Source organism: Chryseobacterium sp. 2P, from assembly GCF_059579425.1.
In genome coordinates this window covers 3,408,190-3,426,015 of sequence record NZ_CM184194.1, presented here as the reverse complement: position 1 = coordinate 3,426,015, position 17,826 = coordinate 3,408,190, and the positions used below count along the sequence as shown (strand labels likewise).

The 17,826-nt window shown below is 36.3% G+C and carries 19 protein-coding genes; 14 read left to right on the top strand and 5 right to left on the bottom strand.

Going from position 1 to position 17,826, the window contains the following annotated elements; translation table 11 throughout:
* Positions 1-50 precede the first annotated feature (50 nt).
* The 7 genes from AC52CF_RS15555 (at position 51) to AC52CF_RS15525 (ending at position 4,488) form a co-directional block, all read left to right on the top strand.
* On the top strand, positions 51-218 hold the full coding sequence (locus tag AC52CF_RS15555; RefSeq protein ID WP_496517356.1) for a hypothetical protein: 168 nt from the start codon (positions 51-53) through the stop codon (positions 216-218).
* On the top strand, positions 215-1,828 hold the full coding sequence (locus AC52CF_RS15550) for an RHS repeat domain-containing protein (RefSeq protein WP_496517355.1): 1,614 nt from the start codon (positions 215-217) through the stop codon (positions 1,826-1,828). The genes AC52CF_RS15555 and AC52CF_RS15550 overlap by 4 nt, the downstream gene beginning before the upstream one ends.
* Before the next feature lie 152 nt (positions 1,829-1,980).
* Entirely contained in the window at positions 1,981-2,103 is a 123-nt protein-coding gene (locus AC52CF_RS15545; RefSeq protein ID WP_375182028.1) for a hypothetical protein, read from the top strand.
* Complete coding sequence (locus tag AC52CF_RS15540; protein ID WP_375182027.1) at positions 2,091-2,447, top strand: hypothetical protein; 357 nt, start codon at positions 2,091-2,093, stop codon at positions 2,445-2,447. Before AC52CF_RS15545 ends, AC52CF_RS15540 begins: the two co-directional genes overlap by 13 nt.
* Complete coding sequence (locus AC52CF_RS15535) at positions 2,444-2,848, top strand: hypothetical protein (protein WP_375182026.1); 405 nt, start codon at positions 2,444-2,446, stop codon at positions 2,846-2,848. Before AC52CF_RS15540 ends, AC52CF_RS15535 begins: the two co-directional genes overlap by 4 nt.
* 142 nt (positions 2,849-2,990) lie before the next feature.
* The gene (locus AC52CF_RS15530) at positions 2,991-3,629 is read left to right on the top strand and encodes a hypothetical protein (protein WP_496517354.1); all 639 of its coding nucleotides are present in this window, start codon (positions 2,991-2,993) and stop codon (positions 3,627-3,629) included.
* Between the two features lie 406 nt (positions 3,630-4,035).
* Entirely contained in the window at positions 4,036-4,488 is a 453-nt protein-coding gene (locus AC52CF_RS15525; protein ID WP_214588801.1) for a hypothetical protein, read from the top strand.
* A 591-nt stretch (positions 4,489-5,079) separates the two neighbouring features.
* On the opposite strand, the gene AC52CF_RS15520 is transcribed toward AC52CF_RS15525, so the two are convergent.
* The 5 genes from AC52CF_RS15520 to AC52CF_RS15500 all read right to left on the bottom strand — a co-directional run bounded on the left by AC52CF_RS15520 (position 5,080) and on the right by AC52CF_RS15500 (position 9,577).
* Positions 5,080-5,547: an OsmC family protein gene (locus AC52CF_RS15520; protein ID WP_214588802.1), complete on the bottom strand. Its 468-nt coding sequence runs from the start codon at positions 5,545-5,547 to the stop codon at positions 5,080-5,082.
* A gap of 204 nt (positions 5,548-5,751) precedes the next feature.
* Positions 5,752-6,447 (bottom strand): hypothetical protein, encoded by a 696-nt coding sequence (locus AC52CF_RS15515; protein ID WP_496517353.1) that lies wholly within the window; start codon positions 6,445-6,447, stop codon positions 5,752-5,754.
* Positions 6,448-6,549: 102 nt separating this feature from the next.
* Positions 6,550-8,109: an Rne/Rng family ribonuclease gene (locus tag AC52CF_RS15510; RefSeq protein ID WP_214588804.1), complete on the bottom strand. Its 1,560-nt coding sequence runs from the start codon at positions 8,107-8,109 to the stop codon at positions 6,550-6,552.
* Positions 8,110-8,474: 365 nt separating this feature from the next.
* A complete protein-coding gene (locus AC52CF_RS15505; protein ID WP_027388329.1) occupies positions 8,475-8,765 on the bottom strand; it encodes an HU family DNA-binding protein in 291 nt (96 codons plus the stop codon).
* A gap of 140 nt (positions 8,766-8,905) precedes the next feature.
* Positions 8,906-9,577, bottom strand: coding sequence for a LuxR C-terminal-related transcriptional regulator (locus AC52CF_RS15500; RefSeq protein ID WP_214588805.1), 672 nt, complete (start codon positions 9,575-9,577; stop codon positions 8,906-8,908).
* 179 nt (positions 9,578-9,756) lie between these two features.
* Here AC52CF_RS15500 and tssO point away from each other — a divergent pair, with 179 nt between their 5' ends.
* From tssO to AC52CF_RS15465, 7 genes are all read left to right on the top strand, one after another.
* A complete protein-coding gene (tssO, locus tag AC52CF_RS15495) occupies positions 9,757-10,293 on the top strand; it encodes a type VI secretion system TssO (protein WP_214588806.1) in 537 nt (178 codons plus the stop codon).
* A gap of 11 nt (positions 10,294-10,304) precedes the next feature.
* Positions 10,305-10,832 carry a type VI secretion system transmembrane protein TssO gene (locus tag AC52CF_RS15490; protein ID WP_235131534.1) on the top strand — a complete coding sequence of 176 codons (528 nt, stop codon included), beginning with the start codon at positions 10,305-10,307 and terminating at the stop codon, positions 10,830-10,832.
* Between the two features lie 59 nt (positions 10,833-10,891).
* Positions 10,892-11,800 (top strand): PKD domain-containing protein, encoded by a 909-nt coding sequence (locus tag AC52CF_RS15485; protein WP_076392027.1) that lies wholly within the window; start codon positions 10,892-10,894, stop codon positions 11,798-11,800.
* 55 nt (positions 11,801-11,855) lie between these two features.
* The gene (gene tssR, locus AC52CF_RS15480) at positions 11,856-14,255 is read left to right on the top strand and encodes a type VI secretion system protein TssR domain-containing protein (protein ID WP_375182041.1); all 2,400 of its coding nucleotides are present in this window, start codon (positions 11,856-11,858) and stop codon (positions 14,253-14,255) included.
* Between the two features lie 92 nt (positions 14,256-14,347).
* Positions 14,348-14,851: a DUF4280 domain-containing protein gene (locus AC52CF_RS15475; protein WP_375182040.1), complete on the top strand. Its 504-nt coding sequence runs from the start codon at positions 14,348-14,350 to the stop codon at positions 14,849-14,851.
* Positions 14,852-14,872: 21 nt separating this feature from the next.
* Positions 14,873-17,167: a hypothetical protein gene (locus AC52CF_RS15470; protein WP_375191162.1), complete on the top strand. Its 2,295-nt coding sequence runs from the start codon at positions 14,873-14,875 to the stop codon at positions 17,165-17,167.
* Positions 17,164-17,826, top strand: coding sequence for a hypothetical protein (locus AC52CF_RS15465; RefSeq protein WP_235131529.1), 663 nt, complete (start codon positions 17,164-17,166; stop codon positions 17,824-17,826). Before AC52CF_RS15470 ends, AC52CF_RS15465 begins: the two co-directional genes overlap by 4 nt.

The following is a 17,826-nucleotide window of genomic DNA, read 5'->3' as shown; positions in this document are numbered from 1 at the left end:
CCCACCGCAATGCGGTGGGTTTTGTGTTATAAATAGCAGCACAAAATAAAATGCTTTTCATTTTTAACCTCAGAAAGCAGGGCGAAGCCGGGGTAACGGTACAGGAAAGATTTGAGTACGATTCTCAGAACAGGTTGGTAAAACATTATCATCAGGTGGATAATAACCGCAGGAACTGCTTACCGAAAATACCTACAACGATCTGTCCCAGCTTGTGAACAAGAAAGTAGGAAATAATCTTCAGAGCATCGATTACACCTACAACATCCGCGGATGGATGACCAAGATCAATGATCCTGCAAACCTGAACGGAAAACTTTTCGGATACGATATCCGGTATCAGAATCCTACCGATGCTATTCTCTCACCCAATAAAAACAACGGGAATATCTCTGAGGTAAACTGGAAAATAGCTTCCAACCAGACCATGAAAAGATATGCTTATCAGTACGATGGCTTGAACCGCCTTACGAAAGGAACCTTTTTGAATCCGGACAGTGTGGTTCCTCGAAACAACTGGAATAATGAGGAAATAACGTATGACCTGAACGGAAATATAAAGACGCTTAAAAGGAATGCGAGGAACCTTTACAGCAATACTGCAGAACTGATCGATGATCTGGATTACAAATATTCAGGTAATCAGGCTACTAAAATAGACGATAACAGCAACAATCCTACAGGATATGAAGGCGGTGGAGGCGACATAGGATATGATAGTAACGGGAATATGAAATTCATGCCTGATAAGCAGATTGAGCAGATTGGCTACAATTACCTGAACCTTCCCAATGCCATGAAAATTGATGATACTAAAAAGAAGATGCTTTATCTTTACCGTGCAGACGGAACCAAGCTCAGAAAGACCTTTAATTTTATAAAGCAGGACGGCTCGGTATATACCACCATTACGGATTATCTGGATGGTTTCCAGTATCTGAGTACAGTAGGAAGCGAACCCAATGAACTGGATCCTATGGAATTTGCCTATGAACAGGAGGCTTTTATTGATGGTGCAGCCCCGGATTACCATACACCCACTCTTAGTTTTTTTCCGACCGCAGAAGGATTTTATGATTACGAAAGAAAAGAGTATATTTACCAGTATAAAGATCATTTAGGGAACGTAAGGGTAAGCTATAAAAAAGGAACAAACGGATTAGCAGAAATTACAGACCAGAATGATTATTATCCTTTCGGGATGAATATTTTGAGGGAAGAGAAGGCGATTTTTGGGGTAAATAGTTTGTATAATTATAAATACAACGGAAAAGAGTTACAGGAATCCGGCATGTATGATTACGGAGCAAGGTTTTATATGGCTGATATCGGAAGGTGGGGCGTCGTAGATCCACTCGCGGAGAAAAACAGAAGATTTACACCTTATAACTATGCTGTCAATAATCCCATCCGATTTATTGATCCCGATGGAAGATCAGAATCAGACTGGGTAAAAAGAGGAAATCAAGTTTTTTACGACTCTGCAATAAAAACCCAAGAGCAGGCAATTGATAAATATGGTGAGAATGCTCAACATCTAATAGAAGGTAGCACAATCACCACAAGAGAAGATGGAGAAGTGACTTCTCAGCTTACGTTTCACGATGATGGAACAATTACTAAGGCAGACGGTTCCCAAAAAAGTGCTAAAGAAACATTTGAAACCAAAGGAGGAATTAGAATTATTGGTACAGAAAGTAAAGGTACTAGTATATCGTTTAGTGCAAATGGAGTTTTAGGAGGCGGTTTTGGATTTGATATTGGATTAGTAAAAGATGCTGGAAATAATTGGGGATTATTTTTTAATAGAAACATAAATTTGGATTAGGTTTCGAAGGAGGATTAGAACTAGGAAGAATCTCATCGAGTCATTCAGGTCCTTTTTTATTAGAGGATTATTCAGGTGAAGCAAAATCGTTTGTTTCTCCTGTAGGAGTAAATTATGGCGGAACTTTTGATCCAAAATCAACACCAATAGAAATGATGAATCCTTTAAATGTTGGAGCAGGTAAAAGAGGTGCAACCGAGATAAGTTCAGGATTAAAAGGAATCGGAACAGGGATTTTCTATAAACGTTCTAAAACGTCAGTATGGGATTTTTAAAAAATAATATTAATAAAATAGTTTTATGTTTTTTTGGATTATTGTTTTTTATTATAATTATTAAAAAAGTGCTAGATCCTAATTTATCAAAATACAAATATTTTGATCAGCATTGTAATGGAAAAGTTATTTCTAATATATATGATCTAACGACACATTTTAATATTGTCAAATCATCTGATGGAAATAAAATTTATTTGGAAGATTTAAACATCATTTCATTAATTAAACCTGGAGACTCTTTAGTTAAAAATAAAGATGTTACATATTTTACAGTTTATAAAAAAGATAAGAGTAAAATAGTATATGATATGTATAATAAGCAAATCAAAATTTTAAAATGAAATATAATCTTTTAATAATTATAGCCTATTTATTTTTACTTTCTGCTTGTGGAAAAGCTCAATTAAAGCAAGGAGAAACAGTGACAAATGCTTTTTATAGTGATACAGAATCTGGGAATTATAAGGCTCTTGACACACTTATGAGCTTTCAATTTTACCAAGGAACTCCATATAAACAATTTGTTCAAATGGTAAGTAACAAAAATAAAGCGTTTGGAAAAATAAATAAAAAATCTTTAGGAAAATATAAAATAGTAAAATCTACAAATTCTACAGATACTATACATTTGGGGTATATAGTTGAGTATCAAAATGCACACACAAAAGAGAGCTTTACTTTGATAAAAGAAAATAAAGACTTTAAAATTTTGAAATATTACATAAGTCAAGAAGATAATTAACCTGATCTCGCGGATTTGTAATCCGTGAGCAACAATAAAGAACCCACCAATTTGCGGTGGGTTTTGTTCCCCGAAAAGATACGGGTATTCCTGATTCGAATTCAAGAAGTTTTGTACAGGATCAGATGAATAAACGCCGACCATGATTGATAACCTGCAATACATCTATGCTTCCGGCAATACCGGCAACAGGCTTACCAACATCAATGATCATGCACAAAATGCAACAGGATACGAAGGCGGCGGACAAACCATCGGATATGATCTGAACGGAAACATGATCAGTATGCCGGATAAGGGAATCAGTGTGATTAAATACAATCATTTAAACCTTCCCCATCATCTGGAATACAGCAGAGATGGCATTGAAATGGTGAAACTGGACACAAAATACCGCGCCGACGGAACAAAGCTCCGTAAGGTAAACACCACAACGATTTCCGGAATTAATGGCTACACAACTTCTGTAAAGACCATCGATTACCTTGACGGCTTCCAGTATCAGAACATCACTAATTCAGGTGGCGGAGGCGGTGGAAGCTCTTCTTTTTCAGCATCCAATCTTGAGAGTTCCAGAGTGATGGAAACGCAGGCGTTCAGTCTTGTGGACATTGGAGGTCTGGAACCTGTCGGAATGCTGAAGAATTCTGAACTGCAGTTTTTACCGACTTCAGAAGGATTTTACGATTACATAAAAAATCAATATATTTACCAGTATAAAAATCATTTGGGAAATGCAAGGGTAAGTTGCGGAAGAAGCAGGGATCTAGCGGATTTGTAATCCGTTAGCAATAATAAATAACCCACCGCAATTGCGTGGGTTTTGTGTTATAATACAACGATATTTTATTAGAGGTCTTTAAATTTTTAGCAATAAGCATTATTTTTTATATTAATAAATTTTGCGGAAAGAATTAATATATTTACCAGTACAAGGTCAACTGCTTTAAAATATGATGCAGCCACACCAGATCAAATTGTTGAAATATATTTAATAAATAGAATTTGACAGATTGTGGAATGAAGGTGTTTTTCGTCTAATTAATAATATATCAAATTGCAATATAGATGATTATAAGGATGAGCCTATTTACATCTGAAGAAAAATTGCAGAAAGCTGCTTCAAAAGTTGGAGTTTCATTTCCGGATCTTGGCTTTGGAAGAGGATATATAAAAAATCATCAAAAATGGATAATTATATTTGTTATGTAAAATATGATAAAGAAGATGCTGAGGTTATTGAAATGCTCAGTAATGTTTTTAATTATAAAAAAGAACAAATAGGAAATTTATTTGATCAGAAAGACTTTGAAATAACCTTTGAAAACAGAATTTTAGATGAAATTTCAGAGTTTTGTACTGAATTAAATGTTTATATTCCTAACAATGAAATAACTGCAATATATCCAAATAACTTTTTATTTGGATATCAAGTATCAAAATATTTAAATCAGCAGGTTTTAGTAAGCGTTAGTTTTGAAAATAATGATCCTTATCAATACATATTAATAGAAAATGATTTGTTTTTTATTGTTGATGAAGTGATTGATGACAATTCAGATGATAAATATGGTATTACTGTACAAAAGAATACTAAAATTAAAATTTCTTATAATGACGCAATAAATTTTAGTTCTTAGAGTGCAATCATTATGCTTGTGATCCATATGTACAAAAAAGCTCAATAATAAAGAATCCGGCTCTTCTGAGGCGGATTCTTGTTTTGGTAATGAAATAGAGCTGTTATTACTTTGCGATTGCATACTATTTTACAGCTTACTGCCGAATTTCATTTAGATAAAGAATTTTTTTTCTGTGTGTTTCTACCGTGCTTTATTACTTATAAAAAATTTTAGAGAGGTCTTTACTTCTAAATCCGTTGCTGATTGATTGTGAATTATCATTTTCCGGATCTCAAGTATCAGTTGTCGCAAAATCTTAATTTGTTCTGAAGAAGTAAAAATACTTCGGATTACAGCATAGGTTGTGGAAGATTATTAATTGTTATTTTATTATGGCTTGTTTCGTTGGAATTAATTAAACTTGAATTTTTATTAAATATAGTTAAAAATATATTGATATTCCAAATAAATATTCAAAATAATTTAATTTTTTATGATAATTTGATAAATAACTCTCTGTGATTGGAATTTTCAATTCTATTTTTAGAGTTATTGCGAATAAATGTCCGTATTTATAGGGATTTTCGAACACTGATTTAGATTGAGAAATTATTTAACTAACACTTTGGGGATATGTTTTATCGGAAAATTTACAGAATTGGCAATGAAGCAGAATTTGTTTGCTTTTTGATGAAGTTCTTTGGCTTTTTCTATCATCGATTCCTCTGAAACCGTGATTTCAGGATGGAGAATGACTTCCGTGAAATGTCCGCTCCCGTTTTCCGGTTCCGTCATGATGCCTGTAGCAAAATCTGTATACTCCGTCACAATAATCCCTTCTTCGGAACAAAAATGAAGATACCAGAGCATATGGCATGAGGAAATTGAGGAAAGAAACATCTCTTCCGGATTGTATTTTGTTTTGTCTCCGCGAAAGGACGGATCGGATGAAGCTTGAATTATCGCCTTATTCTCTGCAGAGATGTCATGGCTTCTTTCGTATTCTCTGTAAGAACTGGTTCCCTTTCCTTTGTTTCCGGTCCAGCAAACTGTGATTTTATAATGGTGATTTTTCATTTTGATAATAGTGTGTAAAACTTTGAAAAATGTAAAATTTTATTCAGTCTTTTCTTTGTATCTCTTTTGGATAAATTTTTAAAATTTAGATCGTATAAAATGACATCTCTATCCATAAACTTTACGTAATAAATGGTGTTTTCTATAGTATTTATCACGCCTTGTTTGGAGTAAAGTGTTTTAAAAGATTCTTTAAAGAGTTTTTTAAGTTCCTTTTTTTGTATATTTTTTGGAAAGAGTTTCATACAGCATTGTAACGGTAGGGGAGTTTTCGTGAACCATCGGAATAGCGGCTATCGGAATCAGAACGTCATATATTTTTTCGTATTCATGAAGATTGGAATAGCATTCAGAATATAGGTAAGCAATATAAGCTATTTCTGAAAATAGTCCGTTTCCGCAGGATATTCTTACCGGATTATTTTGGGCTAAATTAAGATATTGTATGGCTTCCCTATAATTTTTTTGAATCATCTCAAGATAAGCCAGTTTTTTGTAGAGTTCATACAAAAACTGATTGTCTTCAGAATAGGGTATCCTTACAAAAGGGTCTTTTAAATTTTTATTTTGTTTAAAATAATTTAAAAGTTCAAGATATGATATTTTTGCACGATTAAATTGTTTAAGACTTTGTTCCTTCGATGCTTTGCCTAAAAATGCAGTAAATAAATATTCAGAATTCGGATAAGCTGCAATAAATTGATTGTATTTTAAAAGAATTTCATTTTGAATATGAATAATACTTTTTGAATTTATGGAAGTGCTGTCAGTTTCAGAAATAATTTTATTCAGTAAAGAATTTTCAATTTTAAATATTTTGCTTATTGCAACAGAATCCTCTTTCTGCCCAAAAGCAATGAAGAAACACAATAATAAAAGTAAGGAGAAAATACTTTTCATTTTCAGGTATCAGTTTGTATAATAAGAGCTGTGAAATACAGATTGCTTGTAAAAATAAAAAATCTCCATACAATAATATGGAGATTTTAAGTTTTTCCTGTATTAATTAGAATATCCTATCAATTCTTCTTTATTGGAATTGTAAATTCTGTATTCTAAATATTTAAAAGAATCCCTTGGAATAACGGTTACCCACTTTTTGTATTTCATAAACCATTTCATCTGGATGCTTTTGATCCCTTTCGTAAGGTAAGCTTCCACAAACGGATGTACGTGAAGGTAAAGTTTTCCTTTTTCCTTCTGCATGATGGTTCTCAAGGTTTCTCCCATTCTTTCCACAATAACGATCGGAGCTGCAATTTCTCCGTCTTTATTCGGGTTTTCTTCTTTGGTGTCGATCTGTTTTTCCGGACGGTTTCTTTGTCTGGTAATCTGTATCAGTCCGAATTTACTCGGCGGAAGAATCTTATGGCGGGCTTTATCGCGTTTCATTTCTTCCTTCAGATGTTCGTACAGATCTCTTCTGTGGTCTGCGTTGGGCATGTCGATAAAATCGATCACAATAATTCCACCCATATCACGGAGACGCAGTTGTCTTGCAATCTCGGTTGCTGCCATTTTATTCACCTTTAAGGCGTGTTCTTTGTTTACGGCAGTTCCGGTTGTGATATTATTTCCGGAGTTTACGTCCACTACGTGAAGTGCTTCTGTGTGTTCTATTACCAGATAAGCACCTTTTGAGCTTGGGATATTGACGTGTTTTCCAAAGCTTTGTTTGAGCTGTTTTTCAACATTATAATATTCCAGAAGAGGAATATGAGAATTGTAAAAATGGACAATGTTTTTCCTTTCGGGAGCGATTACTTCCAGGTAGTTTTTCATTTCTTCCACCATCTGTTCGTCGTCGCAGGTAATGCTCACGAAATCCTGGTTGAAGTTGTCTCTTAAAATAGCTGAAGCTTTATCGTCTTCGCTTAAAACTCGTGACGGAACTTTATTTTTCTGTATATTTTTGAAAGTTGTTTCCCACTTCTGAATCAGCTGATTCATGTCATTATGCAGGTCTGCAACTTTTTTACCTTCGGCTACGGTTCTTATAATAACCCCGAAACCTTCAGGCTTGATGCTTTCGATTAACGTTCTCAGTCTCTCTTTTTCTTCGGAACTTTTTACTTTCTTGGAAATCGAAACCTTGTTATCGAAAGGGATGAGTACCAGGAATCTCCCTGTTAAAGAAACCTGAGTGGAAATTCTCGGTCCTTTCGTAGAGATCGGTTCTTTGGTAATCTGCAGCAGCACAAGATCGTCTTTCGCGATTACCTTGTCTACCGTTCCGTTTTTGTCTATTTCGGGTTGTATCTCGAAATTTTTTAAGCTTGAAGTATTTTGTTTCTTGGAAATCGTATCCCGTAAAAATTTTCTGTACGTGAGATATTGCGGTCCCAGATCCTGATAATGCAAAAAGGCATCCTTTTCGTATCCTATGTTTACGAAAGCTGCATTCAGGTTAGGAGCCAGCTTTTTTACTTTCCCAACAAACAAATCTCCAACTATAAAATCGCTTTTGTCCTCTTGCTCATGAAGTTCACATAGTCTTCCGTCTTCCAGCAGTGCAATCTTTGTAAGATCATCCTCATGCGAAACTATTAGTTCTTTCTTCATTTTGTTGTAAGATAAAATTGTTAAGATTGTAGGAAAAGAGTGTTTTTTTCATCAGATGAATTTTAACCTTAAATTACGCATAACAATTGAATGAATGCTAATTTTTCTGATAAAATATAAAACGTTCTTTTCCTTAAACATCTTATAGTTGCAAAACAAAATATAGTCGGTGAGGCTTTAAAATTTAAAATCACCAACTATATCTTTATATTGTAAATCTCGAGAAAAAGAGATTATTTCTTCTTATGTCTGTTCGCTCTTCTTCTTTTCTTTCTCTTATGAGTTGCAACCTTGTGTCTTTTTCTTTTCTTTCCGCTTGGCATAATTATAATTTTTTAGTAACTAGTTAATATTCAGTTAATTTCTTATTTTACTGTAACTTTCGTTTTTACTTTCTCCACAAAAGATTTTGATGGCTTGAAAGCAGGAATGTTATGAGCAGGGATTTCAATGGCAGTGTTCTTAGAGATGTTTCTTCCTGTTTTTGCTGCTCTTGTTTTAATGATAAAAGATCCAAAACCTCTTAGATAAACATTATCTCCATTATACATAGAAGTCCTGATTTCTTGCATAAATGCCTCTACAACTTTCTGTGTTTCATTCTTTTCGGTTCCCAACTTGTTTGAGATGGTGTTTACCAATTCTGCCTTTGTCATTTCCTTATTTTAATTTTAAATTTTAGGTGTGCAAATTTAGTTAAAAAAATTGAATATTAGCAAATTAGTGATAAAATATTTTTTGATAAGAGGTTGAAAACTTAGTATTTATTCTGTACAGATATTCTGTTAAGTCACGATTACATACTGGAATTGTAGTAGCCGTTCTCTACACAGAAGCGGATCAGGTGAAGTTTTGTCTTTAATCCGAGCTTTTCCGTAAGACGGTTGATGTACGTGTCGATTGTTCTCGTACTGAGATTCAGTTTTTCTCCTATCTCCTTGTTACTGAAGCCTTCATAGCAGAATTTCATCAGCTGTATTTCCGTTGGGGAAAGTTCTTCCTGGCTTTTTTTCTGCCGGTTCATATAATCCATTACCGCTAAGGGCTGCTGCTCCCAATGTTTCGTGTAGGCTTCATAATCGAAACTGTCTGAGGTAATTTTTCCTTTGATAATTTCTTTAATGATGGTACTTTTTTTCTCACAGTAAAAAGTGTTGGGAATTTTAGAAAGAATTTCCGCCATATCTTCCTGATAGGTTCCGGAATACGTAATAACAGGGGTTTCAGAATCGCTTTTCCGGATGTATTTAATGGCTTCCAGCCCGCTGAGAACAGGCATAAAAAGCTCTACAATAAATACGTCTTCCTGTCTTCTGTAATTCCGGCTGATCAGTTCATGCCCGTTGTTGCAGTCGTTCAGCAGCATGTAGAACGGATTTTCCGTCAGCGTTTTGATCATGATTTTCTTAAAATAAAAATCACTGTCGGCAATAGAAAATCGCACAGTATTGGTTAATATTTTGCTCACTTTATTATCGATTTGGTGAATGATAATTAAAATTCAGATCACTAAATTAGGAAAATATGCTGAAAGTGAAAATTAATCTTAATTTAATTCAGAAAATAGAATTATTTAAAGTGAAAACTTAAATTTTGTGCATAAATTATTTTTTTATAATTTCACATAACCAAACCAAATCACAAAATATGTCTTCGAACAGGGAGAGAAAATTAAACCATGCCGACGTTAGGGCGGGAATCTGGAAATTTGTTCTGTCATTCATTGTCTTATCAGGTGTATCCTTCATCTGTGTCTTTTTCTTTTTTAAAAGCTATGATATCCAAAGAGAAGGGATTAAAAAACAGGCGGACGACTACCGCGAACTGCTTACAAGAAGCGATCTTCTCAGAATCCATGTGGACAGTATCCTGTACCGGATGGATCAGCTCGATATCAGCAAGGTGGATAACGATATTTTCCTCCGCAACTACATTATGGATAACGTAAGAGATGCCAAAAACATCATGGGGAAAGACAGCGCGGATAATTTTAAGCATTATTCCATCCTCATGAAACAGATCGAGCCGATGCTTGCACTGAAAAATCAGATTGTAAATGTTTCCTACAAAGAGCAGAATGCATTAAGAGACCTCAGCGAATGCCGCGGTAAAGTGGGCATTGTAAACCATGAGCTAAGGGTAGATCCTACAAGAAAATTCTCGGGAAGCAAACGAAGAAGATAAAAACTAAAATTATGCAGGGACAAATCACACTATCTAAAAAAGAAAAGCATTATCAGTTTTTATATTTAATTGTAATGCTTTTTGCAGCGCTTATTTTTCTGGGAATCATCTTTTTAAAAGGTTTTGAATCTCCGTTTTCAGACGAAGACATGATCTCGGTACAGAATCTTGAAGAAAAAGCAAAGTTCGATCAAAAGCAGAAGTTTTCCTATAAAACCTTAGATAGCACCTTTTCGATGATCAACCGTTTAACGGATGAATCGCCGCAGCCTTTTGTAGAAAGCAATATCATGTACGGAATTAACGATGTCGCCAATTATTTCCAGAACGGGGATAATATTTCAGACATCAGAAAAGATGCGTATCCGCAGATTGCGAAATTCTACAAAATGTATTTCAACGACAAAAAAGTAATTTCCAGCAAAACGGAAAACATTAAAAGCTTCGAAAAACAATTTGAAGAATGCTCCATAGGTTTCAAAGAGAAGAAAAGCCAGCTTTTTCAGCGGGAAACAGCTTTAAAAGCGCGGACTCAGTAAATTTTTATATTCTTTCATAAAACACACCAAATAAAACACACATCACACAATCATTAACTATGAATTATTTTCAAAAAAACAAAAAGAACATTATCATCGGTGTTATTGCGACGCTGCTTATCGCGGCACTGGTTGCATTGTGGCTGCAGAAGAAGGTGATCCACTCCGCAGATGATATTGTAGGGGTAGTTTATCCCTCTTCCCTGAAAGTAGGAGACACCCTTTTGTTTGAAGACAAAACCCAGTTTGCAAAAACCAAAAAATGGATCTTCGGAGACGGAACTTCAAGCGATAAAAACAGCGGCTTCCACTTTTACAACAGACCGGGATATTATCAGGTAACGCTGATTATTGATAACAAATATTCCAAATCTTTTCCCGTAATGGTTTCCGCAAGATCAATTCCGAAGCCTGTAGATTCCGCAAAAACAAGAACTTTAATCGATGCGCAGACTCAGGCAATGCAGTTTGAAAACGTACAGTTCCGCGCGATTTCCGATGCCAAACAGTTTACATGGAAGTTCGGAGAAACCGGAAATATTGATTCTAAAGATAAAATGGCGATCTATTCCTACAAAAAACCGGGAGATTATGTCGTAACACTTTACACAGACGAAAGCGCGGAGCCGATTCTTCATCAGATTAAAATTCTTCCCGCTTATGATGCGCTCGAAGAAGAGGTAAGTGTAGAAGACGCTTATGCTAAAATAGATAATGATTTTAAATATCACCTTCAGCAGATTGCCAACGGAAACAGCTTCAATATGCATTACAATTATTTACTGAGAACCTATCTGTGCAACAATGAAAATACAGTCGTAAAAGTTAGTGACAGCAAAGTCAATAATTTTTATATGTACTGTGCAGGTCTTCAGTTTGATAAAAATATGGTCATTCAGACCGTAAAGGTAAACTTTGATGATGCACAGAACTGTGTAACCAAAGTTGATATTAACCAAAGTAAATAATTTTCCGTTCAGAAATTTTCTTGAACCCCACACACCAATCATTAAATAAATCAGGATGAAAAATAAACTTCCTTTAGCAGCATATTATATCGGAGTTTCAGTAGTACTCGTAAGCTGTCAGGTAAAACTGCCGTCGAAAAGAACTCCGGAGCCCACTCATTACGGACAGGTTGATAATTCTCCGGTCGTGAACGGTTTTCCTAAAAAATCAGTTCCGTGGATTGCCATATCCGACAGATCCAGAAATACCGCATATCTCGATAAAAGCGATGAAAAATCCTACAAGGAAGTTAAATTTCTGGAGCCTTTAATGGTTTTGAAAAACCACGACGGAATGGTAAAAGTTGCAGAATATATTCCGGATGCACTCATGAAAAAAGTGTCTTCCAAACAGATTAAAACCTACGGCTGGATTCCGGAATCCGATCTTCTTTTATGGAGCAATTCCTTAAAAAGCGAAAAGACAGGATTTCCGGTAAGAGTAGCCATTGTACCGAGCAACAGTGAGGTCATCAAAAACTCAGAAAGATATTACAAGAACGATTCCATCATGGTTTTTAATTCGCCGAGTCTTATTGAACAGACAGATGTGAAAATCCCGAACGGACAGATCGTATACGTCTACAAACAGGCGGAAAACAACAAACGATTTCTGGTGGGTAAAAAACCCAACATTGATATCGACAGCATCAGTACAAGTCTGTACGGATGGGTAAGCTCCAACGTAGTTTCTACATGGGGAGAACGTTCTGCCGTAAAAATGAAAAATACCACAGGAATTACAGAAACCACGCTGGGAATTCATGAAGGTTCTCCGGGAGGAAACGAAACCGAAAACAGAACCGCCGTTTTATTAACGGATGTGAACAAAAGAACACCGCTTGAAAATATTTTTCCGGTAACATTACCCTTAAATGAACCACCCACTCCGGATTCCAAAACAAAGTATTTTACCAATATTTTAGATTACAGTAAAAATTACGTTTTCAATGTATTAGGAGAGCCGATTTATTTCGACCGTTACCGCGAGATTACAGAAAAAAATAAAAAAATAAATATCGTATTTGCCTTAGACATCAGTGCTCCGAATGCACCTTATGCTCCGATTGTGAAATCTTTATTACAGGATTTGCAGTTGAGATTCGAGAAACCGTCTTACTTTAATCAGGTAAAATACGGAGTGGTTTTGTACAAAAATAATTCCTGTGGAGACAATGTGGCGGTTTCAAATTTAAGCACAGATTACAGCAAAATCACCACCTTCATCGATCAGAAAAGTAATGAGATGAACTGTGTAAGCAACAGCGGTTATCAGCCCGTAAATGAAGGTTTGATGGCTGCCGGAAACCTTTTGTCTAACGTTCCGGATGAAACCAATATCGTAATCACGGTGGGAACATCGTCCAGTCAGGGGGGAAATATGTACGGAGTCATCAATTCTCTAACGCAGGCTCAGGCGAGACTGATCATGTTCCAGACCAGTGCGAGATCATCCGATACCTACAACGATTTTGTTTTGATGGCAGAAAATGTGGTAACCAATACCGCAAAAAATATTGCTGAACTGAAGAAACAGAAAATTATTAACCAAAATGATGTTTTAACGAAAAATAATTTCAGTCTTATTGAAGGTGATGAAGGCTTTTTCTCACTCGATTACCCGAAGCAAAGTATGGCACAGGGATTTGTAATTTTTCCTAAAAAAGGAGATATTGCGAAGCCCGGTTATCTTAAAAAATCCGTCGACAGCCTGATTGCGCAGGTTACTCTCGATAATACGACTTTGGATAAATCTTTAAACGATTATTTCCATTCATCAGTAGGAGCAGGAAGAACCGATGTGGATGTAAAGTACAAATATCTTTATCCGGGACTTACCAATCCCGTTCCTGCAGGAATTGCCGCACAGCTCATCAATTACGGAAATCCGTTTCTGGTGAAAGGTTACATTCCGAAAGAACTGAAAGATTACAAACCGGGATTAGAGAAAGGAATTTTAATTTCTGAGAAAGAATTTGATAATTTAAAACTTTTCTACACGGAAGTTTATCAGAACACCGGAGCAGAGCGATCAGATTTCAGCCAGTCCAGAGCGATCAACGAGTACGTGAAACTGCTGAAAAAATACAACCCCACTCTGAAATTTTTAGACAAAAGTGATCTTTACAAACAGCCGATGTCTTACTCCGTGGGAATCAGTACAGGTTTTGATAATTCTGATGAAGAACTGATGTCGAAATACATGCTGAAAGGCTGGAAAAAATCTAAAATTGTGACCAATGAAACGGTAAAAACCTATTTTAAACATTACAAAGATTTAGCCGAAAGAATGTTGTCTCACAGAAATGATCCTGCGGTGAAAATCGAGCAGAACGGACAGACTTTCTACTGGCTGAATGAATATTTCATGCCGACCATGATGCCTGTCGAGGAACCGGAATATACTCAACATTAATTCTTTATAAACAGAAAAGCGGAAAATATTTTTCTGCTTTTTTTATTTTTTAATGTAAATTTTTTATCTTTGGTTACCCAAATCACGTAAATATGTCACAGCAATCATCACCTCATGACGGCAAATATTTTGTTGTCCGCAAAGGCAAAGCCCAGTGTAATCAGGGTGATCAGTTTCCCCAGTACAAGGTTACTTCCCATCAGAAACATTTTTGGAACGATTCCGATGGTAATGCAGATTTTCTTGGCGTTACCGAAGACGATCTTCAGTTTAATCCATCCGGTCCCAGTTTTGGAAAATGCAGACTTAAACCTACTTCAGGAGGTTATCTGCCATGCTCTTATGCGCCAGCCGGAAAATGGCAGAAAACTTATGATAAAGTAACCATTATGGGGAAGAAGATCGTCACTGAACTTTCTGAACTGCAATGTGTAATCGGAGGCAAAATTACTATTAAAGATCACGGACAGCGTGGAGAAATGAGTAAACAGAATGTAAAAAATGCGGATAACAAAACCGTTCAGCACATCAATCCATTGGTGAAGATGCAGGATTTTAAAGACACCGTTCTCGAAAGTGAAATCGATGCTTACTAATTAATTCAAAAAGAACGTTCTATGTCTAAAAAAGGAGTTTCAAAAATCTCGGGAAACCCAAGTCCGGTTGTTGGTGAAAAAACCACTTACATGGTTACAGACTGGTATCCCGCCACGCCCGCAGAAGAGAGAAATCCTGCTGGGGTTACCTGGGAACTTTTTAAAAAACGTCCCGACGGAAGTTATACGACAACCAACATCAAAAAAGTGGGGGACGGAAGTTTTACATTTGGAGAAGTTGCGGCTAAAAATACCTACCGTCTGGAAGCGTATCTTCATCAGCCGGAAGGGAAAGGAAGTACCACCATTGATATTACTCCGCAACCGGGAGAAGTTCCCAAGATCAATAAAGTGGAATTACGCTATGTCGACGATTCTCCGGGAACCGTTTTCAGCTATCAGGAAAAGCTTGTAGCCAGTGCGCAGTGCGTAAATCTTGCAGGTAAAAAATTATTGTTTACGCTTTGGGAAGATGATACCGCCGGAGAAGGACATAATTCTAAGAATAAATTTGTGGACAGCAAAGAAGCCGTTGTAACCAGAACCGGAACGGCAACCGCAGAATTTATACTTACTAAAGCTTTGATGCAGAAAGCTTCGCAGGGCGAAAGAGATCCTAAAGAACTGGAATTTTATGTGACGGTAGAATATTACAAAGACCGAAAGCACGCAAGTGAAAACAGGGTGATAAAAAATCCAGAATACAAACCGCCTGTTCAGTCCTCTCAGGCTCCGAAATCCACACCAAAAGCCACCGGTTCACCCGCCGCTTCAAAACCTGATTCACAAAAAGAAACCAGCGGAATATTTGATTCCTTCACAGAATCCTTAAGAAATACATGGAATGAACTTTGGGACTGGGCAGAATCTAAAGGAACCGTTAAACCGGATAAAAAACCTACGGCTGCCAAACCTGAAGGTAAGACAACGAGTGTGGTAGAAGGAAAAACACAGGCACCGAAAGGCTGCATCTGTAAAGAATTGTATAAAGATCTCATCTGGGGAAGGAAAGTAAGCTGTGAATTCAGAAAAAAAGTTATAAAGATTTCTCAGAATCTGGGACTGCCGCAGCAGAATTTTGAAGGCGCAAACTGGCTGATGGCGGTTATGGCACTGGAAACGGGAAGAAGTTTTGATCCTACGGTGGGAACGTTTAAATCCAATCAGGACGACAGCCGGAAAGGAGGATATGTCGGGCTTATCCAGTTCGGACAGGTGGCTTCCATAGATTTGGGAATTAAGCGGAGCGAACTCATTAAGATGACTGCGGAGAAACAGCTCGATTATGTGGAAAAACACTTTTTACAAAAAAGGTTTCAGGGAAAGCTGAAGACAAAGACGGATCTCTATCTTGCGGTTAATTATCCCAAAGCATGCGGCCACGGAACAGAAAAAGACTATGTGGTTTACGACAGTACCAAAGCTGCATATGATGATAATCCCATGTTTAAAAGGGAATCTCATGAATTCTGGATTGATAAAAAAGGAAAAAAACGATATTACGAAGGAAAAGAAGGGAAGTCGTACGTCTGGGAATTCGAAGAAGCCATTAATGATTTTTACAACGAAGGAAAAGCATTAAAAACTACTGATTTCACCTGTCAGGACGTTAAAGCGACAACGTCATCTTCCACCAGTCTTATCACTTACCATATCTACAGTGACGGAAGAATTGAAAAAAGAATTCCGAAAACAGTAAAAGAAGAAAACAAAAAAAAGTACAGGTATATTTACCATGATAAAGAAGGAACCCTGCATGAGCTGGGAACCTACGACATCATCCCGACCCAGATGGTAAACGGTAAAAAAGGAGTGATGGTCAATCTTATTAATTTTGATAAGGTAACCAAAACCTACAGTAAAGGAAGCTATCAGTACACTTTTAATGTAGACTCTCCGAGAAAATATGTGAATGAAAAAACACTGGCAAGCCTTTTTGGTGCAATGCTTGAAGTAAGCTATAATGACATCAGCTGTAACGGTTTCAGCCATTCCGACGGTTCCTCACGTCCGAGTGTAAGCCATATCAATGGCAATAACGGAGATTTTAAATATTTAAGAAAAGATAAAAAACTGATGTTTGGCGACGGAACCAGTCTTGATATCAGCGCAAATCCGGATATGCTGGATGATGTAAGACAGAATAAATGGAATGATGCGCTGTACAGATTCGGGTGGAAAAGTATGCTGGGATGGAGTTACAAAAGAAACGGCAAAATAAATTATCTTCACCATTTGCCAAAGAATACCAAAAACCATCATCATCACCTGCATCTACAGGGGTACAGCCCAAATTTTAAAGAAATTAGAGAATGAAAATTTTAAAACTGATCACAATTCACCTTTTTGTTTTGCTGTGTTTTTCCTGCAAAAAAAACGTAAGCGAAAACGGAATTTCGCAAAGCAACAGATCATCAACAGACAGTACATCAACAGAAATGACAAATAATTTACCCTACACTTCAGACCGTGTGCAGCCCTACTATAAACCCGATACAGATTCTGTAAGCTATGTTGTAAATACCTCTTATAAAGGTTTGCAGTCGGATACATTTAACGAGAAAGACTCGTCAGTTCCCATCAAAGAAAATGATTTTGGGATTACACCCGATCCGAAAACGAAATATTATACACTGGAGACATTTAAATTTTCTGATCAGAATACAGCAAAACTCATTATTTATAATACTTTTGGGGAAAATGACACCAAAATTCTGAATGTTCAGCTGAACAGCTATTTCAATAATGTTTTAACGGATAAACTGTTGCTCGACTGCCGTTTTACTTTTGAGACAGAATATTTCAGAACATTTTCCATCGGCAAAGATAAATCCATCGCCATAGTAAAACACTCTGTAGATAAGCTGGAATACAATGAGGCAGGAGATATTGTGGGAGAAAAAAAACAGGGCGATTCCGCGAAAGTAAGTGTAGAATACAGCATAGACGCAACAGGGAAATTCATTAAAAAATAA

Excerpts from the sequence above, each read along its gene's own strand:
- AC52CF_RS15510 (WP_214588804.1), bottom strand. The coding sequence starts at position 8,109 with ATGAAGAAAGAACTAATAGTTTCGCATGAGGATGATCTTACAAAGATT.
- AC52CF_RS15535 (WP_375182026.1), top strand. The coding sequence starts at position 2,444 with ATGAAATATAATCTTTTAATAATTATAGCCTATTTATTTTTACTTTCT.
- AC52CF_RS15530 (WP_496517354.1), top strand. The coding sequence starts at position 2,991 with ATGATTGATAACCTGCAATACATCTATGCTTCCGGCAATACCGGCAAC.
- AC52CF_RS15490 (WP_235131534.1), top strand. The coding sequence starts at position 10,305 with ATGCAGGGACAAATCACACTATCTAAAAAAGAAAAGCATTATCAGTTT.
- tssO (WP_214588806.1), top strand. The coding sequence starts at position 9,757 with ATGTCTTCGAACAGGGAGAGAAAATTAAACCATGCCGACGTTAGGGCG.
- AC52CF_RS15520 (WP_214588802.1), bottom strand. The coding sequence starts at position 5,547 with ATGAAAAATCACCATTATAAAATCACAGTTTGCTGGACCGGAAACAAA.
- AC52CF_RS15505 (WP_027388329.1), bottom strand. The coding sequence starts at position 8,765 with ATGACAAAGGCAGAATTGGTAAACACCATCTCAAACAAGTTGGGAACC.
- AC52CF_RS15545 (WP_375182028.1), top strand. The coding sequence starts at position 1,981 with ATGATGAATCCTTTAAATGTTGGAGCAGGTAAAAGAGGTGCAACCGAG.
- AC52CF_RS15485 (WP_076392027.1), top strand. The coding sequence starts at position 10,892 with ATGAATTATTTTCAAAAAAACAAAAAGAACATTATCATCGGTGTTATT.
- AC52CF_RS15540 (WP_375182027.1), top strand. The coding sequence starts at position 2,091 with ATGGGATTTTTAAAAAATAATATTAATAAAATAGTTTTATGTTTTTTT.
- AC52CF_RS15465 (WP_235131529.1), top strand. The coding sequence starts at position 17,164 with ATGAAAATTTTAAAACTGATCACAATTCACCTTTTTGTTTTGCTGTGT.
- AC52CF_RS15515 (WP_496517353.1), bottom strand. The coding sequence starts at position 6,447 with ATGAAAAGTATTTTCTCCTTACTTTTATTATTGTGTTTCTTCATTGCT.
- AC52CF_RS15555 (WP_496517356.1), top strand. The coding sequence starts at position 51 with ATGCTTTTCATTTTTAACCTCAGAAAGCAGGGCGAAGCCGGGGTAACG.
- AC52CF_RS15475 (WP_375182040.1), top strand. The coding sequence starts at position 14,348 with ATGTCACAGCAATCATCACCTCATGACGGCAAATATTTTGTTGTCCGC.
- tssR (WP_375182041.1), top strand. The coding sequence starts at position 11,856 with ATGAAAAATAAACTTCCTTTAGCAGCATATTATATCGGAGTTTCAGTA.
- AC52CF_RS15525 (WP_214588801.1), top strand. The coding sequence starts at position 4,036 with ATGGATAATTATATTTGTTATGTAAAATATGATAAAGAAGATGCTGAG.
- AC52CF_RS15470 (WP_375191162.1), top strand. The coding sequence starts at position 14,873 with ATGTCTAAAAAAGGAGTTTCAAAAATCTCGGGAAACCCAAGTCCGGTT.